This window comes from Hyphococcus flavus (assembly GCF_028748065.1).
GTDB lineage: Bacteria > Pseudomonadota > Alphaproteobacteria > Caulobacterales > Parvularculaceae > Hyphococcus > Hyphococcus flavus.
Genome location: NZ_CP118166.1, coordinates 649,307 through 667,199, shown reverse-complemented (window position 1 = coordinate 667,199; position 17,893 = coordinate 649,307). Strand labels below are relative to the sequence as shown.

General features: G+C 55.4%; 17 protein-coding genes. 6 read left to right on the top strand and 11 right to left on the bottom strand.

Features of this window, described 5'->3' with window-relative positions; translation table 11 throughout:
• Window positions 1-14: 14 nt before the first annotated feature.
• The 3 genes from PUV54_RS03265 to PUV54_RS03255 all read right to left on the bottom strand — a co-directional run bounded on the left by PUV54_RS03265 (window position 15) and on the right by PUV54_RS03255 (window position 4,490).
• Window positions 15-2,432, bottom strand: coding sequence for a pentapeptide repeat-containing protein (locus PUV54_RS03265; protein ID WP_274494116.1), 2,418 nt, complete (start codon window positions 2,430-2,432; stop codon window positions 15-17).
• 221 nt (window positions 2,433-2,653) lie between these two features.
• The gene (locus tag PUV54_RS03260) at window positions 2,654-3,883 is read right to left on the bottom strand and encodes an MFS transporter (RefSeq protein ID WP_274494114.1); all 1,230 of its coding nucleotides are present in this window, start codon (window positions 3,881-3,883) and stop codon (window positions 2,654-2,656) included.
• 97 nt (window positions 3,884-3,980) lie between these two features.
• Window positions 3,981-4,490 carry a PadR family transcriptional regulator gene (locus PUV54_RS03255; RefSeq protein ID WP_274494113.1) on the bottom strand — a complete coding sequence of 170 codons (510 nt, stop codon included), beginning with the start codon at window positions 4,488-4,490 and terminating at the stop codon, window positions 3,981-3,983.
• Between the two features lie 92 nt (window positions 4,491-4,582).
• Between PUV54_RS03255 and PUV54_RS03250 the strand changes: the two genes are divergently transcribed.
• Entirely contained in the window at window positions 4,583-4,918 is a 336-nt protein-coding gene (locus PUV54_RS03250; RefSeq protein ID WP_274494112.1) for a DUF1491 family protein, read from the top strand.
• A gap of 9 nt (window positions 4,919-4,927) precedes the next feature.
• Here PUV54_RS03250 and PUV54_RS03245 read toward each other — a convergent pair whose 3' ends face one another.
• Window positions 4,928-6,073 carry a DUF2336 domain-containing protein gene (locus PUV54_RS03245; protein ID WP_274494111.1) on the bottom strand — a complete coding sequence of 382 codons (1,146 nt, stop codon included), beginning with the start codon at window positions 6,071-6,073 and terminating at the stop codon, window positions 4,928-4,930.
• Window positions 6,074-6,159: 86 nt separating this feature from the next.
• Between PUV54_RS03245 and PUV54_RS03240 the strand changes: the two genes are divergently transcribed.
• Window positions 6,160-6,930, top strand: a complete 771-nt coding sequence (locus PUV54_RS03240; protein ID WP_274494110.1) for an SH3 domain-containing protein — start codon at window positions 6,160-6,162, stop codon at window positions 6,928-6,930.
• On the opposite strand, the gene PUV54_RS03235 is transcribed toward PUV54_RS03240, so the two are convergent.
• From PUV54_RS03235 to PUV54_RS03225, 3 genes are all read right to left on the bottom strand, one after another.
• On the bottom strand, window positions 6,931-7,140 hold the full coding sequence (locus PUV54_RS03235) for a hypothetical protein (RefSeq protein ID WP_274494109.1): 210 nt from the start codon (window positions 7,138-7,140) through the stop codon (window positions 6,931-6,933). It lies immediately after the preceding gene.
• Between the two features lie 193 nt (window positions 7,141-7,333).
• Complete coding sequence (locus PUV54_RS03230) at window positions 7,334-8,431, bottom strand: serine hydrolase domain-containing protein (protein ID WP_274494107.1); 1,098 nt, start codon at window positions 8,429-8,431, stop codon at window positions 7,334-7,336.
• 98 nt (window positions 8,432-8,529) lie between these two features.
• Complete coding sequence (locus PUV54_RS03225; protein WP_274494106.1) at window positions 8,530-9,573, bottom strand: DUF6607 family protein; 1,044 nt, start codon at window positions 9,571-9,573, stop codon at window positions 8,530-8,532.
• Window positions 9,574-9,780: 207 nt separating this feature from the next.
• Here PUV54_RS03225 and PUV54_RS03220 point away from each other — a divergent pair, with 207 nt between their 5' ends.
• The 3 genes from PUV54_RS03220 (at window position 9,781) to PUV54_RS03210 (ending at window position 12,784) form a co-directional block, all read left to right on the top strand.
• Window positions 9,781-11,937, top strand: a complete 2,157-nt coding sequence (locus PUV54_RS03220) for a TonB-dependent receptor domain-containing protein (RefSeq protein WP_274494104.1) — start codon at window positions 9,781-9,783, stop codon at window positions 11,935-11,937.
• A 146-nt stretch (window positions 11,938-12,083) separates the two neighbouring features.
• Window positions 12,084-12,275, top strand: coding sequence for a hypothetical protein (locus tag PUV54_RS03215; RefSeq protein ID WP_274494103.1), 192 nt, complete (start codon window positions 12,084-12,086; stop codon window positions 12,273-12,275).
• Between the two features lie 2 nt (window positions 12,276-12,277).
• Entirely contained in the window at window positions 12,278-12,784 is a 507-nt protein-coding gene (locus PUV54_RS03210; RefSeq protein WP_274494102.1) for a hypothetical protein, read from the top strand.
• On the opposite strand, the gene nhaA is transcribed toward PUV54_RS03210, so the two are convergent.
• Window positions 12,781-13,992, bottom strand: a complete 1,212-nt coding sequence (nhaA, locus tag PUV54_RS03205) for a Na+/H+ antiporter NhaA (RefSeq protein ID WP_274494101.1) — start codon at window positions 13,990-13,992, stop codon at window positions 12,781-12,783. The two genes, PUV54_RS03210 and nhaA, sit on opposite strands and share 4 nt — an antisense overlap.
• 5 nt (window positions 13,993-13,997) lie before the next feature.
• Window positions 13,998-14,378, bottom strand: coding sequence for a hypothetical protein (locus PUV54_RS03200; protein WP_274494100.1), 381 nt, complete (start codon window positions 14,376-14,378; stop codon window positions 13,998-14,000).
• Between the two features lie 117 nt (window positions 14,379-14,495).
• Between PUV54_RS03200 and PUV54_RS03195 the strand changes: the two genes are divergently transcribed.
• On the top strand, window positions 14,496-15,413 hold the full coding sequence (locus PUV54_RS03195; RefSeq protein ID WP_274494099.1) for a hydrogen peroxide-inducible genes activator: 918 nt from the start codon (window positions 14,496-14,498) through the stop codon (window positions 15,411-15,413).
• Between the two features lie 75 nt (window positions 15,414-15,488).
• Here PUV54_RS03195 and PUV54_RS03190 read toward each other — a convergent pair whose 3' ends face one another.
• Both PUV54_RS03190 and PUV54_RS03185 read right to left on the bottom strand, forming a co-directional pair.
• A complete protein-coding gene (locus tag PUV54_RS03190; protein ID WP_274494097.1) occupies window positions 15,489-15,620 on the bottom strand; it encodes a hypothetical protein in 132 nt (43 codons plus the stop codon).
• 57 nt (window positions 15,621-15,677) lie between these two features.
• Window positions 15,678-17,840, bottom strand: a complete 2,163-nt coding sequence (locus tag PUV54_RS03185) for a transglycosylase domain-containing protein (protein ID WP_274494096.1) — start codon at window positions 17,838-17,840, stop codon at window positions 15,678-15,680.
• Window positions 17,841-17,893 lie beyond the last annotated feature (53 nt).

Sequence of the window (17,893 nt, the reverse complement as noted above, 5' to 3'; positions counted from 1 at the left end):
GCAGAAATTTCTACTTAACCCATCTGGAAACGACGACGTAATCCCAACAGGAACAGTGCGAGAAACACCACAGTCATCAAAGACTGAAGAAACGCAAGCGTTTTGAAACTTTCCCAGCTTTTGCCCAGCTTTGGTGTGCAGGAAAGTTCCGGATCTTCTGATGCGGCGCCAGTTTCGCGGTCAGACTCATAACAAGCATCTTTGGCTAACAACCAGTCATATTCGGGACCAAATCCATCTGTTAGCAATGACTGTTTGAAGTCCGCACTCCAGGCTTGAAACGGACGCACGCTTTGATCGGTGGATACGGACAGCATTTCGGCGAACGAAGGGGCTGGAATGCCATCGTTGGTTTCAGCTCCAATACGCATGTATGCCAAAGCGAAAAACAATAAGCTGGTGGCGATAATAAATAAGGGTTTAAGAAGCCCGCCTCCATAGTCGCTAGCGAATCCGAAACCCAATAGAAAAAGCTTTTCAGCAAAATTGATGTCCCAGCGTGCTCTGCGGGCATTCAGTTCGTATGCATAAAACCGGGCTTCATCCTGGCGCGCCTGAGCGACGTGCATAATTCTTTTCAGCGTACGAAAAGTTTCTTCCATATTTGCTTTTTCTTCGTCGTTGTTGCCGACGCGTTTTTTAAATATTGCGCCTTGCAACGTTGTTGACGGCCGAAATTCAACAGCTGCAAAGTTAACAAGGTCGTGAAAGACCGTATAGCGATAGTTTGCTATTCCCTGAAATTGAGTGCCTTCAAAATCGACTGCGTTTAAAAAATGCGCATTCTTGAAGTTAACCTGTTGCACGAATGTGGCGTCTTTGAAGTTTGTGGGGCCGGCGGGCCGATTGCCTATTTTTGCGCGCTCTAGATCGGTTTGGCCGCCGACGTAAAGTTCAGAAAAATCAGCGCATTCCTGATTGTTTCGGATATCCGATCCCAATTTGGCGTTTACCAGCTTCAGGTCATGCTCAATGTAAGACTTGCTGAAGTTTACTCCTCTTTTTACCGAAAGACTTGTCAGATCGGCGTCGGTTCGGATATTTGCCTCGGAAATGTCGAGTTTTCCGTCGATGACGATGTTAGGAGCAGATAAACCGTTTTTGCCGCTGGAATACTCTGAAAGATGGACATCGCCATGTACGGTAAGGCCTCCAAATGAGGTGTAAAGATCAGATCTGATGTGTTGTGCGAACAGCGATTGCTTAATCTCCAGATCCCATGCTGAGATCGAATTTTTGGCGAAAATATGAGTTGCAGTTACAGTTCCCTCAACTTTCGATTTCCATAATGCAATGACTTCTGCTGTAGATTTTTCAATATTGATATTGCCGACATACTTGCTTTCCAAGAGCGCGATCCAACCATCAGTTTTGACGTTAGAAAGATTTATGTTGCCGGATATGTCGCCAGTAAAACGAATCCAGCTTCCCTGTCCGCAAGTGGCGTGATGAGCAACAACGTTGCCTTGTAAAGTTACCTTATGGGCAAATATTCCATGGCTTAAATGGGCGTACTCAAGGTGCAAATCCCCTCGTATGTCCGCCTCTGCTAAATAGAAGGAGGCGCCAAAGTAGCAAAAACTTCCACACAGATGACCCCTAATTTTATTGTCCAGTTGTGTGGAAGACACCCAGCCGACAGTCATGCCGTCAAGCGGTATAAATTCAGCGTTTTTAGAGGTTGAACGAGTATGTTCACCCTCTGGCTCAAACCGGCGGACCAAAGGCTTTGGTGTCAGGTTCGACGTCACCGGGTTCGCTATTGTGGCATTCGATGCAAGCGACTTGTTTTGCCAATAGCTCTTGTCTTTTTCGATTAGGCGTTGAGCGTTGACGGAAGCTTTCTGTGTTAACCGCTCCATTGCTGAACGCATGCGGAGAGGGTAGGCGCTCGCAGCTTGTTGACGATCATTTCTTTCGCTTATTTTATTTTGTTGTTCATTGCGAAGCCATGAAAGTCGTGACTTTTTTCTCTTAGGGTTGTTTGCATCCAGGGAGATGCGTTCTGCTCTGCTTTGTTCTTCTTTAAACTTGTGGAATGCTTCTGGTTTTATCAGTGGTTGATGCGTGCGAAGTGTTTTGATGATGTACATCGCCGCTTCATAAGTCAGATTGTATTCGTCCTGGCTCCAAGAGTTTGGTCCATCATACTCCGGGTGGCGCGGCGTCAGATATCCGCCGCCATTCCAGAGTGGCAAATGTAAACGGGTAAAACGGCGCACCTGCCCGTTCCATTCCACCGAATAGAGTTTTGGCTGGCTTTCTCCAAAATAGGTTTGATGAAATTCCTGTCCGAAAACTTCTTTGATGGCGGCGCTATGGGCGCCGTCAACAAACTCGCCGCTGTCAGTTACGTGATCCCAAGAGAAATCAATCGCCCACCAATTTTCAAACCATTGACGTTGCGGATTGGTCAAATCTATGCGCGACATTGCGGCTGCACCCCCCGGTCCATTTCCTGCTTTGCTCAGCGATGACGGTGAAGATGCCGCAAGTATTGTTGGTTCTCAAGCAACAATTGATTCCTAGAGCAGGTTCAAAAATACGAAACTGTGTTTATGAGAACGCCGGCGCGCGGCTTCTTTATTTTTCAACGGCTTAGTGTTGTTGCATCCAAAAAGCAGTCTGGCCCAATGACGGAAATAGCGCCTGCTTAATCCTCTTCCACATTCGGGTTCATTTCGAAAACGCCGGGCGAAGTGCGTGGGACTGAGATGAAGTCTTCTCTTTCTTCTTCCGGTACTGCGTCACGCCTGATGACCCGCCAGATGCCGAAAACAACCAGTAAAACGTGAATGGAAGACGTGTAGAGGAAGAGCGCTTGCGGCGCTGTAAACTGCATGATGACGGGCGCGATGACCGGTCCGGCGACCGCGCCGGCGCCATAGAGCAACAACAGACCCGCATTGAGGGAAACGTATTCAGTCGGTTTTGCCCGATCATTTGCATGGGCCACCGATAACCCAAAAAGCGGCATGGCGAACAACCCGAACACGCAACCGCCGGCGAGCAACATCAATGGCGAAATGGTGCTGGTGAGTGAAAGAAAAACGCCGCCGAGCGTGCTGCCGCCGGCAGCGCCAATGATGACAAGGCGCCGGTCAATGCGGTCTGAAAGATGGCCGAGCGGCCATTGTGAAACGGCGCCGGCGATGACGACCGCGCTCATGAACCAGGCGACAATCGTGACGCTATAGCCAAGACGCTGCACGAACACGGCGGCGATAGCCCAGAAGGCGCCGTTTGCAGCGCCCACCGCGAAACAGCCTGCGCCCGCAAGCGGAGAGATGTGAAATATTCGCTTGAGATTCAACGTGTCGTCAGAGATCGGTTGCGGCGCTGTTGATGTGGTCAGGGCAACAGGAACAAGCGCAATCGACATCAGAATTGAAACGAGAGCGAATAGAACAAACCCCGCGGGGTCGCTGGCGGCGAGCAGCATCTGTCCCGCTGTGGCGGCCGACAGGTCTGTTATCCTGTAGACGGATAATATTCGACCGCGTGTTTCATTCGTGGCGTTCTCATTGAGCCAGCTTTCCAGAATCATGTGTAATCCGGCAAGACAGAAACCGCTGATGACGCGCAGCACGATCCAGATTGTTGCATCGATAGCGAGCAGGTGCGCCAAGGCCGATGCCGATGCGAGCGAAGCTAGTGCTGTAAAGCTGCGGATATGGCCGACGCGCTTGACCATGCCGGGCGCATAGCGGCAGCCGGCGATGAAGCCGACAAAGTATGCCGACATCAGAAGGCCGACCAGCGTCAGCGAAAACCCTTCAAGATCACCACGAATGGCAAGCAGCGTGCCTTGAAGGTTGTTGCCGGCAATAAGAATGAAAGCGGCGAGCAGCAGCGCCGACAAGGTTCTTATGGTGTTGGTCATTAATCCGCCGCCCGCGCCAACGTGAATAATCCCGGTCTAAACATATTTGCGCGGCGGCGCATAGCATGCCGGCGCCATTCGCCGACCTTCTGGGGCATTACTTTCTATTAAATTTCCGGAGCCCGTCCAGGCGGAGCTTGATCCATATGTCCATAATCTTGCTGGTCAGTGGCGGCTCGCCTTCCTTCGATCGTGACTTTACCTGCTCCATCTTTTCCATGACTTCCGAATGGAATTTTTCGTAGGCTTTATCGGTAAGGAGGTCGGCGAAGAAGAGCCGGGTTCGAAGGGGATCAAATCCAAGCCCGGTGGCCCGGTCGGAATCAGTCAGCCAAGCCATCAAGGCTTTTTCACCGGCTTTTGTGATTGTAAACTCGCGGCGCGCCCGGCCGTCGGACTTGTCGGCCTTGGACTTTATATATTTCCGCGCTTCCAGGCGGTTCATGAGCGGATAGACGGCGCCGGCGCTGCCTGACCAGTACTCTGATGGCGAGGTTCGGAAAACTTCCTTTATAGCGTAAGTAGTGCATGGCCCATCCCGTTTGATGATGGCCATGGCGGTTCCTTCAAGTTCGGTAACAGAGGTATCGTTTTTGCGTTTGGTCATGATATTGGTTTCTTATGTTGTGTTCGCGCCCGTTCCCGCCAATGTATTGACCGGATGTGATCTTCCACCTGCGAGACTGTTAAGATAGCGGAATGATTGAACCACGTATCAAAACAGACATTCGCGTTAGCGCGCATCTGCGCCGTGCGCAAGGGCAGGGGGCATTTGCAACGATCGTTCGCCGCGGCGACCCTGACGCTGGCGCCGTCGCGGTAAAGGTTTTTATTGAACGCGGCCGCGCACGATTGTTTATTCAAAGCCGCGACCTTGATGGAAACCCAGTCTGGCGCGAGCCGTTTGAAGGCGATCCGCAGGCTGAGGACGTTGAAATGAAAATCGACGCCTGGCTTGAAAAAGAAGTACGGATTGATCCGGACTTGTGGATTGTTGAAATAGAGGATCGGGCGGGGCGCGCGTTTCTAGACTAGGGCGTGCGTCTACTGTTTGTCCGACAACCCTTCCACATCACGCAGCAGGGATGCGATTTTTGCGGCGTCGGCGCTGGCGCGCGCGCGAAGGCGCCAGAACCGCATCAATCGTTCGGCAATTTCAGGTGAGATTTTTTCATATAAATTGAGCATGGCCGGGCCCCGGGCGCCGCTGGCGGTTTGAGCCTCGGGTACATGCTGCGCGAGAGCCGCGAACATATCGCGCGAAATCTTAGACGCCCGGCACGCAATCACCAGCGACTCATAAGAGCTGTCTTTGAAAATAATTTTTGCGGACCGAAAGTCGACGCCTGTTATGTATGCAAAAGCGATCAGCACCGCCTTGTGCTCGCGCGCCTCGATTAGCGCGCCTAAAAAAGCATCGTCCACGCGGCCTTGATCCGCCTTATCGGCAACAACATGCCGGGCTTCGCTTAACTCGGCGCTGTCTTCCTGTGATGGCGCAAGCAAACCGTCGCGCGTTGAATCCATTGCATCGCGCACAAGGGCCGGTTCGATCATATCCGCACGGGCGAGAAGCTCCTTGCGCAAGTCCCCGGCGATAAAGAAAAACATCCGGATCAAGAGATACGGCGGCAAGTCATAGCGCGCCAATAGCGGTTCTTGCAGCGTCACTTGCTGTCTTGCTTTGTTCACCAGCGCAAGCATCGCGCCTGCGGATAGCGTCACATCCTGGTTCCTGGCGATCGCCAGGTAGACTGCGTCATGGCCTGTTGCAACAAGTTTGTTCACGACAGGTTCTGACAGCTTCTTGCGCGCCGCGATAGCGGTGAGGCGCGAGGGCTCGCCTTCGTCGATAAATTGAACAAGATCGCGATCGGTGAGGTTCAACGGGCTCCGTAAAATCGGTGCGGCGATCTCGAGTTCCGAATGCGCGAGCGCCAGGAGCAATTCTTTGGGCGGCGCGGGGGTTTCGAGAACCTTTGCAGCGACGTCGCGGCGTGCGCCGAAATCCGCCTGGAGGCACAGCGATGCCAGAAGCTGGTCAAATGTGCGGCGGGCTTGCTCGGAAAGAGCGTTCGGTTGAGTGAGGTACAGGCTGGCGAGCGTGCGGAAAAGTTTCGACCGGCCGGATTCCGACCGGTCTTTCGCGAACTCAACAAGTTGATTCAATTGAACCTGCGACGACGCCATCTATACTCTCCACAATGGATCGAGACTGTGCAACAAAGGTAAAAAATCCGTCGCCTGAAACCCGGTGAAAAGAAGAAGGTTCGCGTATGCCGCTAAAAATTTTTCGAGAATTCATTGCAGGAGAACGCTGCATCAAATTCGCTTCAAAATTGACTTTAATTGGAACGGCTTTTGTGACGCTGGCGGCGTGTGAAAGTTTTTCCGGTCTCGATCCTTTTGATGGCGGTTCGGCCAACTACACTCTTGGCGCGCCGGTTGATTTCAATCTCTCGGGTCGTGATCGCGATGCGCTTGGCTACGCATTTACCGAGGCCATGGCGTCAGGCAAGCCGCAAGGGTGGAGTGGTTCACGCGCACGCGGCGTGGTTGAACCTTTGTCCTATGCGCTCGGCAATTTGAAAGCTGATCCCAATCAGCGTATCGAAGCGGCGCGCGGGGATTTGAACCTTGCACAAGTCGTTGAAACCGAGCTTGGACTTTACGTGCTGACGCGAAATTCGAACATTCGCACCGGTCCGAATACGAGTTCCTCGGCGGTTGAAGTGCTGAATTCCGGCACCGGTGTTGATGTGGTGGGACGCGTGCGCGACCGCAACTGGATGCTGGTCGCTGTCAATGACGTGGTGCGCGGGTATGTTTTCGGGGACTTGCTCATCAAGGCGCCAGGCTCAGAGCTGGAACTTGCCGGCGGGCCCATGCGCAAGCCCGTTTTGTGCCGGAATTTCCGCCAGCGGATCAATATGTATTCAGATCGGGTGGAATGGGAAGGGACGGCCTGTAATGACGGAACGGGCTGGCGTATCGCGCCGCCACCGCCGCCGGGTGAAAACGCGCCTGACGAGCTGGTGGAATTCTAATTACCCAACCAGCGCAATGCGGCCTTCGGTGAGGTGCTGCAGGAAACTGTCGAGCGACAGGGAAAACGCCTTGCCGCCGTTGCAGGAGCACAAGAGCACGCAGTCGCAGCGTTTGTTGACGGTGTACTCGCCAAGCGGCGCGCGGCGGCAGTTGCTGCTGGCGCCGTAAAAGACAGCGTCCTTGACGATTGCTTTACTGTTCGCGGTCATCTGCATCGCTTATCTCCCTCGAGATCTTCCCTGAATATGGACGCGCGGCGTGACCGTTGATGGTTCAAATTGCGTCTATTTTCAGGCGTCTCATCACGTTTAGGAGTAGAGCCGAAATGCCGCCTCTCCGCTGTGACGGGGGACACAGGGCGGGGCGGATAGGGGGCCTTTTTGAGAGCGGTAAAGGCTTTGGCTAGTCTTCTTTCTTGGCCGGCTCGATCCCGGCAAAGAGCTTCGCCAGGTCGAAAGCGATTTCGCTCATGCCCGGTCCGTCGAAATTGGCGGTGAGCGCTACAGCGACTTTGGGCTCGATCAGGGAGACCATATAGGCCCGCCCGCCGGGCGATCCCCCGCTGTGGGCGGCGTAATAGATTGACGGTTGAATGGTTCTGGTTTTCCCGGCGTTCATGCCAAAGGCGTGCCCCGTGACCTCGCCGTCTTTTGTTTTAACTGGCGCGAATGCGTCCGGAATATCGTCGAGCGGAATAATATCGCCAGCATAGAGCGCCGCCGCCGTTCGTGCGAGGCCGCGTGCGCTCGCCAGAATGCCGCCGCCGCCATATTTGCATTGCGCATTGATATTATCGAGCGGCGAAAAGTCACCATCCTCGCTTTTGCCGAAATTGACGGCTTTATCGGCGCCGTCGTGATCGGTGGTCGCGTAATAGTGTTCTCCCAATGCTGATCGCATCGCGTCATCATATGTATTGGTCTGCGTAATGATGGTCAGTAAATGACTAAGCAGTGTAAACCCGAAAGTCGTGTACTGGTGTTTCTCTGCAGGTGCGGCAATCAGCGGGTCATCAATGAAGTGACCGAGTGCATCCGCAGGAGTCTCGCACCGGCGCTTGGCGAAGGCTATCCAGTCTTCCTCTGACGTGTAGTGCCGCACCCCGCCAAGATGCGACAGAAGATGCTTCAGCTTTACCGGTTTGTAGTGCGCCGGAAGGTCCGGGTCGATTTCAGTTACCGGCGTATCGATTGAAAGGTCATGCTCGTAGACCAGCCGGGCGTACGCCATGCCGGTCAGCATCTTCGCAACGGAATAGGCGTTGTAATCTCTATCTGGTCCGTCCCGATCATCGCTCAGAACGCCGCCGCTCGCCTCCCAGACTGTTTCGCCGTCAACGATCGCGACGGCGTTGATGGCGGGAAAGTCCCGTGCGAATTCCTCGAAAAGGGCGGTCGCGCGGCTGTTCCGCACGTTTTGCGTTGGCTCTGCTTGCGCGTATGCGGCGCTGGCGAGAAAAACAAAACTAATACAGATGCTTGATAGCGACTTGAAAAACATGCGGACTATCCCCGTTGCCTGAATCCGGGATGAGGATAGCCGCCCTGCTACATATGTAAAATCTCAACTCGCCTTGTTAAAGACGCTTCTCGGCGCGTTTAATCGGTCTCGTCGGCCTCTAACGCCGGGGTTGCGGCGATGCGCGCGGGTAAGGCGTCAGGCGACGTCGTCAGATATTCGGCGATCACCGCTTTGGCGTCAGCGGCGGCTTCAGCGGTGGTTTTTTCGCCATCATTCACCTCGCCAGCGAGGTTCAGCACTTTCATGTAAAACTCTTCCGGTTCGCCCTGAATAGTCAGACCGAATTCGGCGTTCTCATTTTCGATACGGGTCCATTCAGCGCGCACCTCCGCCCAGTAGTCGGCAGTCTCGGCCCAATAGTCGTCGCCGACATTGATGTCGAAGTCATCGAATTTTCTGTAGGTGTTGATGGCGATTTCTCGCACCAGCGCGCGCGGCGTACCGCCGGTCAGGATCAGCTTGGTGTTGTCTTGTTCATGCACCCAGCCGTCATGGGTGATCGTGTGACGGTTGACGGCATCGACAGCGTGATAGTCATCTCGCGTTGTCGCGTCGCGTCGCGGCAGCGGGCGCCATTCGGATGGCGGCGTCCATTCTGAAATCTCGTCTTTGTGGGTCCATTTTCCGAGCGCGCCGTAACGCGGTGCATCGTCAACCTGATAGACGATTTGAGACCATTTTCCTTGAGCTTTTGCAGCGCTGACGGGACGCTTTTCCCAGACATTGCCGCCTTTAAATACAAGAACGCTTGATGGCTCGTAATACCAGTCCTGACGCCAATGCTTTACCGGAAACTTCTCATCACCGCCGACCACGAGAATATGTTGTAGGCTGATGAAATCGCCCTCGTCTGCGATCACCCGCACGATTTCATTGCCGCCGGAAAGCTTGCGATCCTTGATTTCATAATCGGCGTCGAAAGAGACGGACTCAATAAAATCGAAGGTGACTTTATAGTTTCCCGCCATGGCGAGGATAGCGGCGCGGTCCGCCTCGAAATTCTCGTCCTGCTGTGTGGCGGCGGCGCTGGCGGAAGTTGTTCCCGTTGTCGTACCTGTTGTAGCGCATCCGGTAAGTGAAATCGCCGCAAGCGCGGCGAATGTCATCGTCTTCAAAGTCATTTCATACCCCAATCGGTTGGTCCTGATCGTCTCTGTTGCCCGGTCCGGCGGGCCGGATGGGCCTGGCCGGAAAGCGAACTTCCACCCTGACCAGACCCTGTTCAAAAAGATCCATACTGCGAGTGATTCTAAGTTGCAATCGCAAAATCACAATGATAGGACCGCAATTGAGAATGATTTGCAACTAAACTTTCTGACGAGGGGTCGATGAAAAACATACTTTTGACAGGCGCAGGCGTTCTGGCGCTGAACGGCGCGGCGCTGGCGCAGGATGACGGCGAGATCATGCTCGCCAGCGCAGCGATGATCGAAGACGAGATTACGGTCTACGCCACACGCAACCCGATTCCGGCGTTCGATTATCCGGGCCAGGTGACGGTGATCGAAAAAGACGTCATCGACGATTTCAATCCGTCGACCCTTTCCGACATTTTTGACGCTGTGCCGGGCTCCAACTTTTCCAGCGGACCCCGCCGAACGGGCGACACGCCGGATGTGCGCGGGCTTTCGGGCGAGGGCGTGCTGGTGCTGTTTGACGGCGCGCGGCAGAGCTTCCTGTCCGGTCATGACGGGCGGTTCTTTATCGATCCGGATCTTGTGCGCGCGGTGGAAGTTGTCCGCGGGCCGACTTCCGCGCTTTACGGTTCCGGCGCCCTTGGCGGCGTTATCGCCATGCGCACCATTACCGCTGATGACTTGCTCGAAGACGGTGAAACGGCGGGCGTTAAAGTCGGCGCCGGTTTTCAAAGCGTCAATGACGAAGCGCGCATCACCGGTACTGGCGTATGGCGCAGCGCCGACGAAGTGGTCGACGTGGTCGGCAATTTTACGCATCGCAATTCCGGTGACATCGAACTTGGCAATGGTCTCGAATTACCGGCGGACGATGAAATTCTGTCGTCGCTTCTAAAAACCACCATTCGTCCCAACGACGAGTGGACATTGTCAGCGCAATGGATTCGCTATGGCGGCGACAGCGTCGACCCGAGCAATCCCCAAGGCAATAATACCGCCGGGCCGGGCAATGAAAACGTCCAGCGCGATATTGATTCCAACACTATCCAGGGCAGTATCAACTTCAACCCGGCCTCGACGAACCTGATTGACGCCAACCTTGTCGGCTACTTCACCCGCAACAACGTCACCGAAGATGAAGTGGACTCAACGCGCATCGTCACCCGCGAGGTTGAGACCATCGGGATTTCTTTCGATAACCGCTCGCGATTTGATTTTAGTGATGCAGCGTCGCTGACATTGACCTATGGCGGCGAATATTATCGTGACGAACAGATCGGTCGCGACAACATGACAGCCGATGGTACGCGCGGCGGCGTGCCTGACGCGACCAGCGATTTCTATGGCGCGTTCGTACAGGGCGAGCTGGCGCTTTCCGGCTCGTTCGGCGTCTTCACGGTCATCCCCGGCATTCGCTGGGACCGGTTTGAAAACGAAGCGCCAGGCGATCCGTCCACAAAAGATGAGGCGTTTTCACCGAAGGTGGGCGTTTCCTATAAGCCGGTTCCTGAACTCATCATCTTCGGCAACTGGGCGGAGGCGTTCCGTGCGCCGTCTTTCAACGAGATCTACGCTGACAACGTCCACTTCCAGATTCCGAACCTTACCGTACCGGGACCGTTCGGTCCCTTCGGCCCGCCGGCATTCGTGACGAACTTCTTCGTTCCTAACCCTGACCTTGTGCCGGAAGAATCGCAGACATGGGAAGTCGGCGCCGGCGTCGATTTCGATAATGTCCTGTTCAATGGCGACAGCTTCACGGCGAAGGGCTCTTACTATCAGTCCGACGTCGACAATCTCATCGATCTGGAAGTGAATATCCCGTTCACCTGTTTCCTGACGCCCGACGAGTTGTTCCCCGGCGCGCCGCCTTGCGGTTCAGGCGAGGCGTTCGGCAATTTCTCGCGCAATGTCAACGTGACCAATGCGGAGATCGACGGTTTCGAACTCGAAGCGCAGTATGATGCTGAGTACTTCTACATCCGCGGCAACTATTCCACCATCGACGGCGAGGACGCGGACACGGGTGATTTTGTCGGCGTGCTTTCTCCGTCAACGGTTTTTCTCGATGGCGGCATCAAATGGCCGCAAGCTGACTTCCGTATCGGCGCGCGCGTCGTCATCGCGGAAGACTTCGACAAGGTGAACGACATCGCCAATGCACGCGACGGGTATACCGTCGGCGATGTGTACGCCGTGTGGGAACCGTCTAACGGTGCGCTGGAAGGTCTGCGTATCGACCTTGGCGTCGATAACGTCACCGATACTGATTACGAAGTCGTCGCTGCAGGCGTCAGCCAACCGGGCCTGAATTTCAAGGCCGCGATCAGTTGGCGGCAAGGCTTTTAAGACGCGCGCCGCACTGTTTCAGGGGAGATGAGATAGTGCGGCTCGTGAAAAGGTGGAAAGGGCGCGCCCTCCCGGTTCATGCCCTTTCCGCCGTCAATAAGGGGTCGCGTTCAAGGCGCGGGGAGAGGAAAAGGAGCAGCGAGAACATGATAAAACAGCACGGCGAAGATCGTTCCTTGTATTCGTGGCTGGTCATGCAGGAGAAAATCCTGAAAATGTGGATCGACGAAGCGCTCGCCACCGCGCCGAGGGAAACCGATTTCATCGCCAAACTCGAACACCATCATGACTGGTTAGCGGCGCAGATCGAAAACCTGTCGGGCAAAAAGGCCGCGTGAAGATGACCGGTATTCAAAAACCATCCTTGATTGATCTTGTTATCGCCGCCGCTGGCGCCGCGCTTGTCATCTGGCTTTATCTGAACGGTGAAGTAATCGAAGCGGCGATATCGGGCCAGATGGGGCGCGAAGCGATCATTGCCGCCATCTGGAACCATGTCGGTTGGGGCGTTGTCTCCACTCCGCTTGTTCTGGCTTATGCATTTTTGCGGTTGCACGCTGAGAGAACACCTTATTTCCAGCGCGATACGCTCGGCCGCATCGGCAAAATCATTTTGTGGGCATTGGTTGCGCTACTGATTTTTCTGGTCGTCACCGGTCCGATTGTCGTTTGGACTTACGGATCGGACCTGAAAGTCTTCGACTTATTTGTGATCCCGACGCCGACCGGTAAACTGCCTGTCGTTCACGATCCGTTGGAAGTCGGACATATCTGGGCGGCGAAGGCAAGCCCGTGGGTCGCCGGGCTTGACCTGGCCGCTGCCATTATGGCGCGCCTCCGCCGTTAGGCGGGAGCGCCCTGACAGGCCGGTGTCGCCCTCTGCCTCATCTCATTCGCGTTTCGCGCCATGATGATCAGTGTGCATCCCAACACGCCTGAACCAAGCGAGCCCGCCAGTACGCCGAGGCGAACTTCGTTCAATAGAGCGGCTTCATCGAATGCGAGCCCGCCGATAAACAGACTCATGGTGAAACCAACGCCTGTCAGTGCGGCGACACCTGCCATTTGCATCCAGCTAACGCCTTGAGGCAGCTTCGCCCAGCCTGCTTTAACCGCGGCGGCGGCGAAGGCGAGCACGCCAAGGGGCTTGCCAATGAAAAGGCCCAGAGCGACGCCGAGCGTGACTGGCGTCAGCAGGTCCGCCGCTTTCATTCCTTCGAAGGAAAGACCGGCATTGGCGAATGCGAACAGCGGCAGCACCATGAAAATCACCCATGGGTGCAATTGATGCTCCAGCACTTTCAAAGGCGAGGGCGCATCAGCCGACTGACCTTGCATAGGGATCATCAGCGCTGTGATGACGCCAGCCAGCGTTGCATGCACGCCCGATTTCAGAACAAACGCCCAAATGGCGACGCCGATAATGGCGTAAGGCGTGATCCGCTTGACGCCCGCAATGTTCAATACGGCGAGCAGGGTGACGCCGGCCAAGGCAAAGCCCAGCATCGTCAGCGATAAATCCGCCGTGTAAAAAAGCGCAATGATCGCGATGGCGCCAAGGTCATCGATAATCGCGACCGCAAGCAGAAAGATTTTCAGGCTCGCTGGCGCTCCCACAGCGACAAGCGCCAGAAAGCCAAGCGCAAAAGCAATGTCCGTCGCAGCCGGGATCGCCCACCCGTTCACTGCGACAGGGTCGTTTGCATTAAAAAGCAAATAAACCAGCGCCGGGACCGCCATGCCGCCAATGGCGGCAAAGATGGGCAGCGACGCCTTGTCGAAAGTCGATAGCTCGCCGTGCATGACCTCACGCTTGATCTCAAGCCCGACGAGGAAGAAAAAGACCGCCATCAAACCGTCATTGATCCAGAGAAGCAGCGGTTTTTCAATTGCAAAACCGCCGATCTGGATAGCCGCAGGCGTCAGTAAAAGCGCATCGTAATAATTTTTGAAAATACTGTTGCTGGCGAATAACGCCAGGATGGCTGCGGCGACCAGAAGGACGCCGACAAACGCATCGCTGTGAATTACTTTTTTACTCGAAGTGGCGGTCATTGTTCTTAATCCGTGTCAGTCGTTTCAGCTCTAGGGGCGAATTTCCAGCTTGTGATGCGGTTGAGGCGTTCGAACAGAATCTGCTCGAAATGAAAGCGGTCTTTTGGTTCGCCATGAAAAACGAACCGGCAGAAAACGCGTCTTGCGCCATACGCATCAAAATAGGCAGGCGTAATATCTGCAAGTTCGAAAGGCCCCCAATCGGTTTCCAGTTCGACCTCGCTACGCAGTAACGAAACGTCGTCATTCCACAGCGCGATAAGGTCGAGCAAGCGGCCTCTGGCGGCTCTGTTTTGCTTTGCAGACCCCCGCCCCGATACAAGGGCGTGTATGATTTCGTTTTGGCCGGCGGGGCGCACGGATTTGAAAGGGGTTGAGTCGAACATAAGGCGTTTCCTTTTTTTGATCCCTCTGAAAATAAGAGAAATCCGTCTATTGAAAATAATATCAAGAAATATAGTTTGATAGGAAAATCCTATGGAATGCCGATCAGGAGTATTTGGATGGTCACGCTGAAACAACTTCAATGCTTGCTTGCCGTCGAGGAAGCGTCACATTTCCGGCGTGCGGCCGAACGCCTTGAGATGACCCAGCCGTCGTTGAGCGCGCAGTTTCAAAATCTTGAAGAAGCGCTCGGCGTCCGGCTGGCTGAGCGCAGCCGCTCTGGTGTTGCGCTAACCCCGGTGGGGCGGGAGATCGCCTTGCGCGCGCGAAGAGTGATGGATGAGACGCAAGGTATCGCCGATTTTGCGGCCGGCGCTCAAAGTGGTTTGGTTGGTGTCATACGCCTCGGCGCCAAGCCCACACTCGGTCCGTATCTATTGCCGCATGTTGTGGCGGCGTTGCACCGTTCTCATAAGGACCTTCGGCTTTATGTGCGTGAAAGCGAGCCCCGTCATCTCGAAGATGAGCTCGGCAGGGGCGTCCATGATGTCATTTTAACGCAGCTTCCAGCCGCCAGTACTGAGCATGTCGGCGAACCGCTATTTGGCGAGCCGTTGTATTTGGCGCTGGCGCGAGACCACCCGCTTGCAAAAGAAGACGGCATTTCCGTTTCCGCTTTGAAGGGGCTGGAAATCCTGACGGTAAACCCGAGCTATCACCTTTACGATCAAGTGGCTTCCCTGTGCGAGACCTTCGGGGCGAAGCTCGTTCGTGATTACGAAGGCACCAGCCTTGATGCCTTGCGCTTGATGGTTGGCATGGGCATGGGGGCGGCGTTTCTTCCTTCCTTGTACATTCATTCGGAGATCACCGCTCGCAGCGAAGTTGTTGTTAAAAAGCTGAAAGGCCGAGCCGTGACGCGAAGCGTCGGACTGGTCTGGCGCAAAAGCGCTGGCCGTGCGGAAGCGTATCGCCAGATTGCGGACATCGTCCGCACGGTGGTTCAGAAAAAATTCGACGATCTGAGGGTCGTCTGAATTTCGCGTTTGATAGGAAATATCGATTAAAACATCGCAAAACGGTCGCTTGTTCTTTTCGATCCCGGGCGCATATCAGTCACGCAACAGGTTGGAAAGAAAGGAGATCAAACCATGCACCGCGCCGCCGGCGTCAGCGCCATCGCCCTCATTCTCGCTGGATATGTCAGTGCTATCGCCGCTCTTGTTTAAGTCAGCACAGCACATGATGGAAAAGCGCTCACGGCTCCGCAGTCCCTCGCGGGGCCGTTTTCGTGTCTGATATTAATTGCGCCGCATCCGTCTGCCGCGGCGTTCATCGCCGTCGCGGCGGACCCGGCGGAACCCGCGTGCGACCTGATCATAAAAATCGAGCAGGACCGGTTCGGATGCGTAGGTGACAGCGGGGTAGGCGCCGTCCAACTCTTCAAGCCGCAAGCCCTGATGCGCTGACAGCATGAACTCTTTCCAGATCGCAGCAGGGGTTGATCCGCCGGTAACTTTTTCCATGGGCGTGTAGGCATCATTGCCGACCCAGACCCCGGCGATCAATTGCGGCGTGTAGCCGACGAACCATGCATCGCGCCAGTCGTTTGTCGTGCCGGTTTTCCCGGCCGCCTGACGCCGCCCGAGATAGGCGCGCCGCCCGGTGCCGGAAAGCATGACCTGATAAAGAAGGTGGTTCATCTTCATTGCAACATCTTCGCTCATCACGCGTTGCGGTTCAGAATTTTCATGTTCGAACAAAACCTCGCCATCGCGGGTTTCTATTTTTTCGATGGCGTATGGCGTTGGCGCCAGTCCGTGATTGGCGAAGGGAATATAGGCGCCAGTCAATTCTTCCAGTGTTACGTCTACGGCGCCGAGCGCAATGGAACGGTGCGATTGAATGTCGGATTTGATGCCAAGACGTTTCGCCGCTTCGGCGACCCTGCCGCGCCCCACTGTTTCCGTAACCTGGACGGCGACCGTGTTGATGGATTTCGCCAAGGCTTCCGAAAGGCGGACGGGCCCGGCGAAGCCTTCGGTGTAGTTGGTCGGCTGCCAGCCTGCGATATCAATGGGCCGGTCCACAAAACGCGTGTTCGGCGTCATGCCCGCTTCCATTGCGGCGACGTATACGAATGGTTTGAATGCTGAACCCGGCTGACGTTTTGATTGCACTGCGCGATTGAACTGGCTTTCCTTATAGCTGCGCCCGCCCACCATGGCGCGCAACGCGCCCGAAGCATCGTAGGCAACGAGCGCGGCCTGGTCGGCGCCTTTGATTCTCGTTTCCACGTCCAGAGCGGCTTTCACCGCCGCTTCCGCGTCGCGCTGCAGCTTTTGATCGATCGTTGTACGGACAATCACGTCGCCGGTCGCGTTGGGACTGCGTTTTTTCGCTTCCGCCGCGACATAGTCGAAGAAATAACCGAGGTCACTATCGACGTTCTGGTTGATAATCACCGGTGGCTTCAGGCGCGCTTCACGTGCAGCAAAGGGTTCGACCGCGCCGATTTCCAACAGGTTGTCGAGCACTTCATTGGCGCGGCGCTGGGCGCCCGCCGGATTTTGCGTTGGCGCGTATGTCGAGGGCGCTTTTGGCAGTCCGGCAAGCATCGCCGCCTCGGCGAGCGTCACATCCCGCGCCGATTTGCCGAAATAGGTTTGCGAAGCCGACTCAACGCCATAGGCGCCAGCGCCAAGATAAATCCGGTTCAAGTAAAGCGAGAGAATTTCGTCTTTCGAATAATGCCCTTCGATCCACAGCGCGAGCAGGGCTTCGCGCGCTTTGCGTTCATAAGTTTGACGCGGCGAGAGAAAAAGGTTTTTGGCAAGCTGCTGGGTGATCGTTGAGCCGCCCTCAACCACGCCGCCGGCTTTGAGATTGGAGATCATCGCCCGCGTCGTGCCGCGCAGGTCAACACCGCCATGATCGTAAAACCGGCGATCCTCCGTAGACAGAATGGCCTGAATTAAATGATCGGGCAGCTCGCCGGGATCGACATGCTCGCCATAACGGGCGCCGCGCGCGGCGATCTCTTCGCCGTTTCGGTCAAGCACGATAATCGCCGCCTGACGATTGACGTTCCATAAGTCAGCGCCCTCGGGTACGCGCGGCGCCATATAGATAAAAGCGAATCCCAGTCCGGCGATCGCGCCGAGAAAAACAAGTGAGACGCCGGCGCCGCCGATGGAGCCCATGAGGTTCCGCCACGCGAAACCTTCGCCCGGTTTTTTCGGATATTTTGTATCTTCGGCGTAAGGGTTGCGCTTTTTGGATTTTCCCTTGTTGAAAACCCTCCCGGCAAGGCGTGCGGTGACTGCGCCCAAAGCTTTTGCGTTGCGGTTCAGCCCGGCCATGAGGCCAATAGCGATCGCCCGCAGGCCACTCGGGTCGTAGTTCTGCTTTGCCGCCCGCTTGGTGGCTGGCGTTTTTGATTTTTCCTGTTTGTCGTCGCCCATAACAACTCGAACCGTAACCGCGCGCCCGCCTTATAGGGCGCACCGGCCCGTGA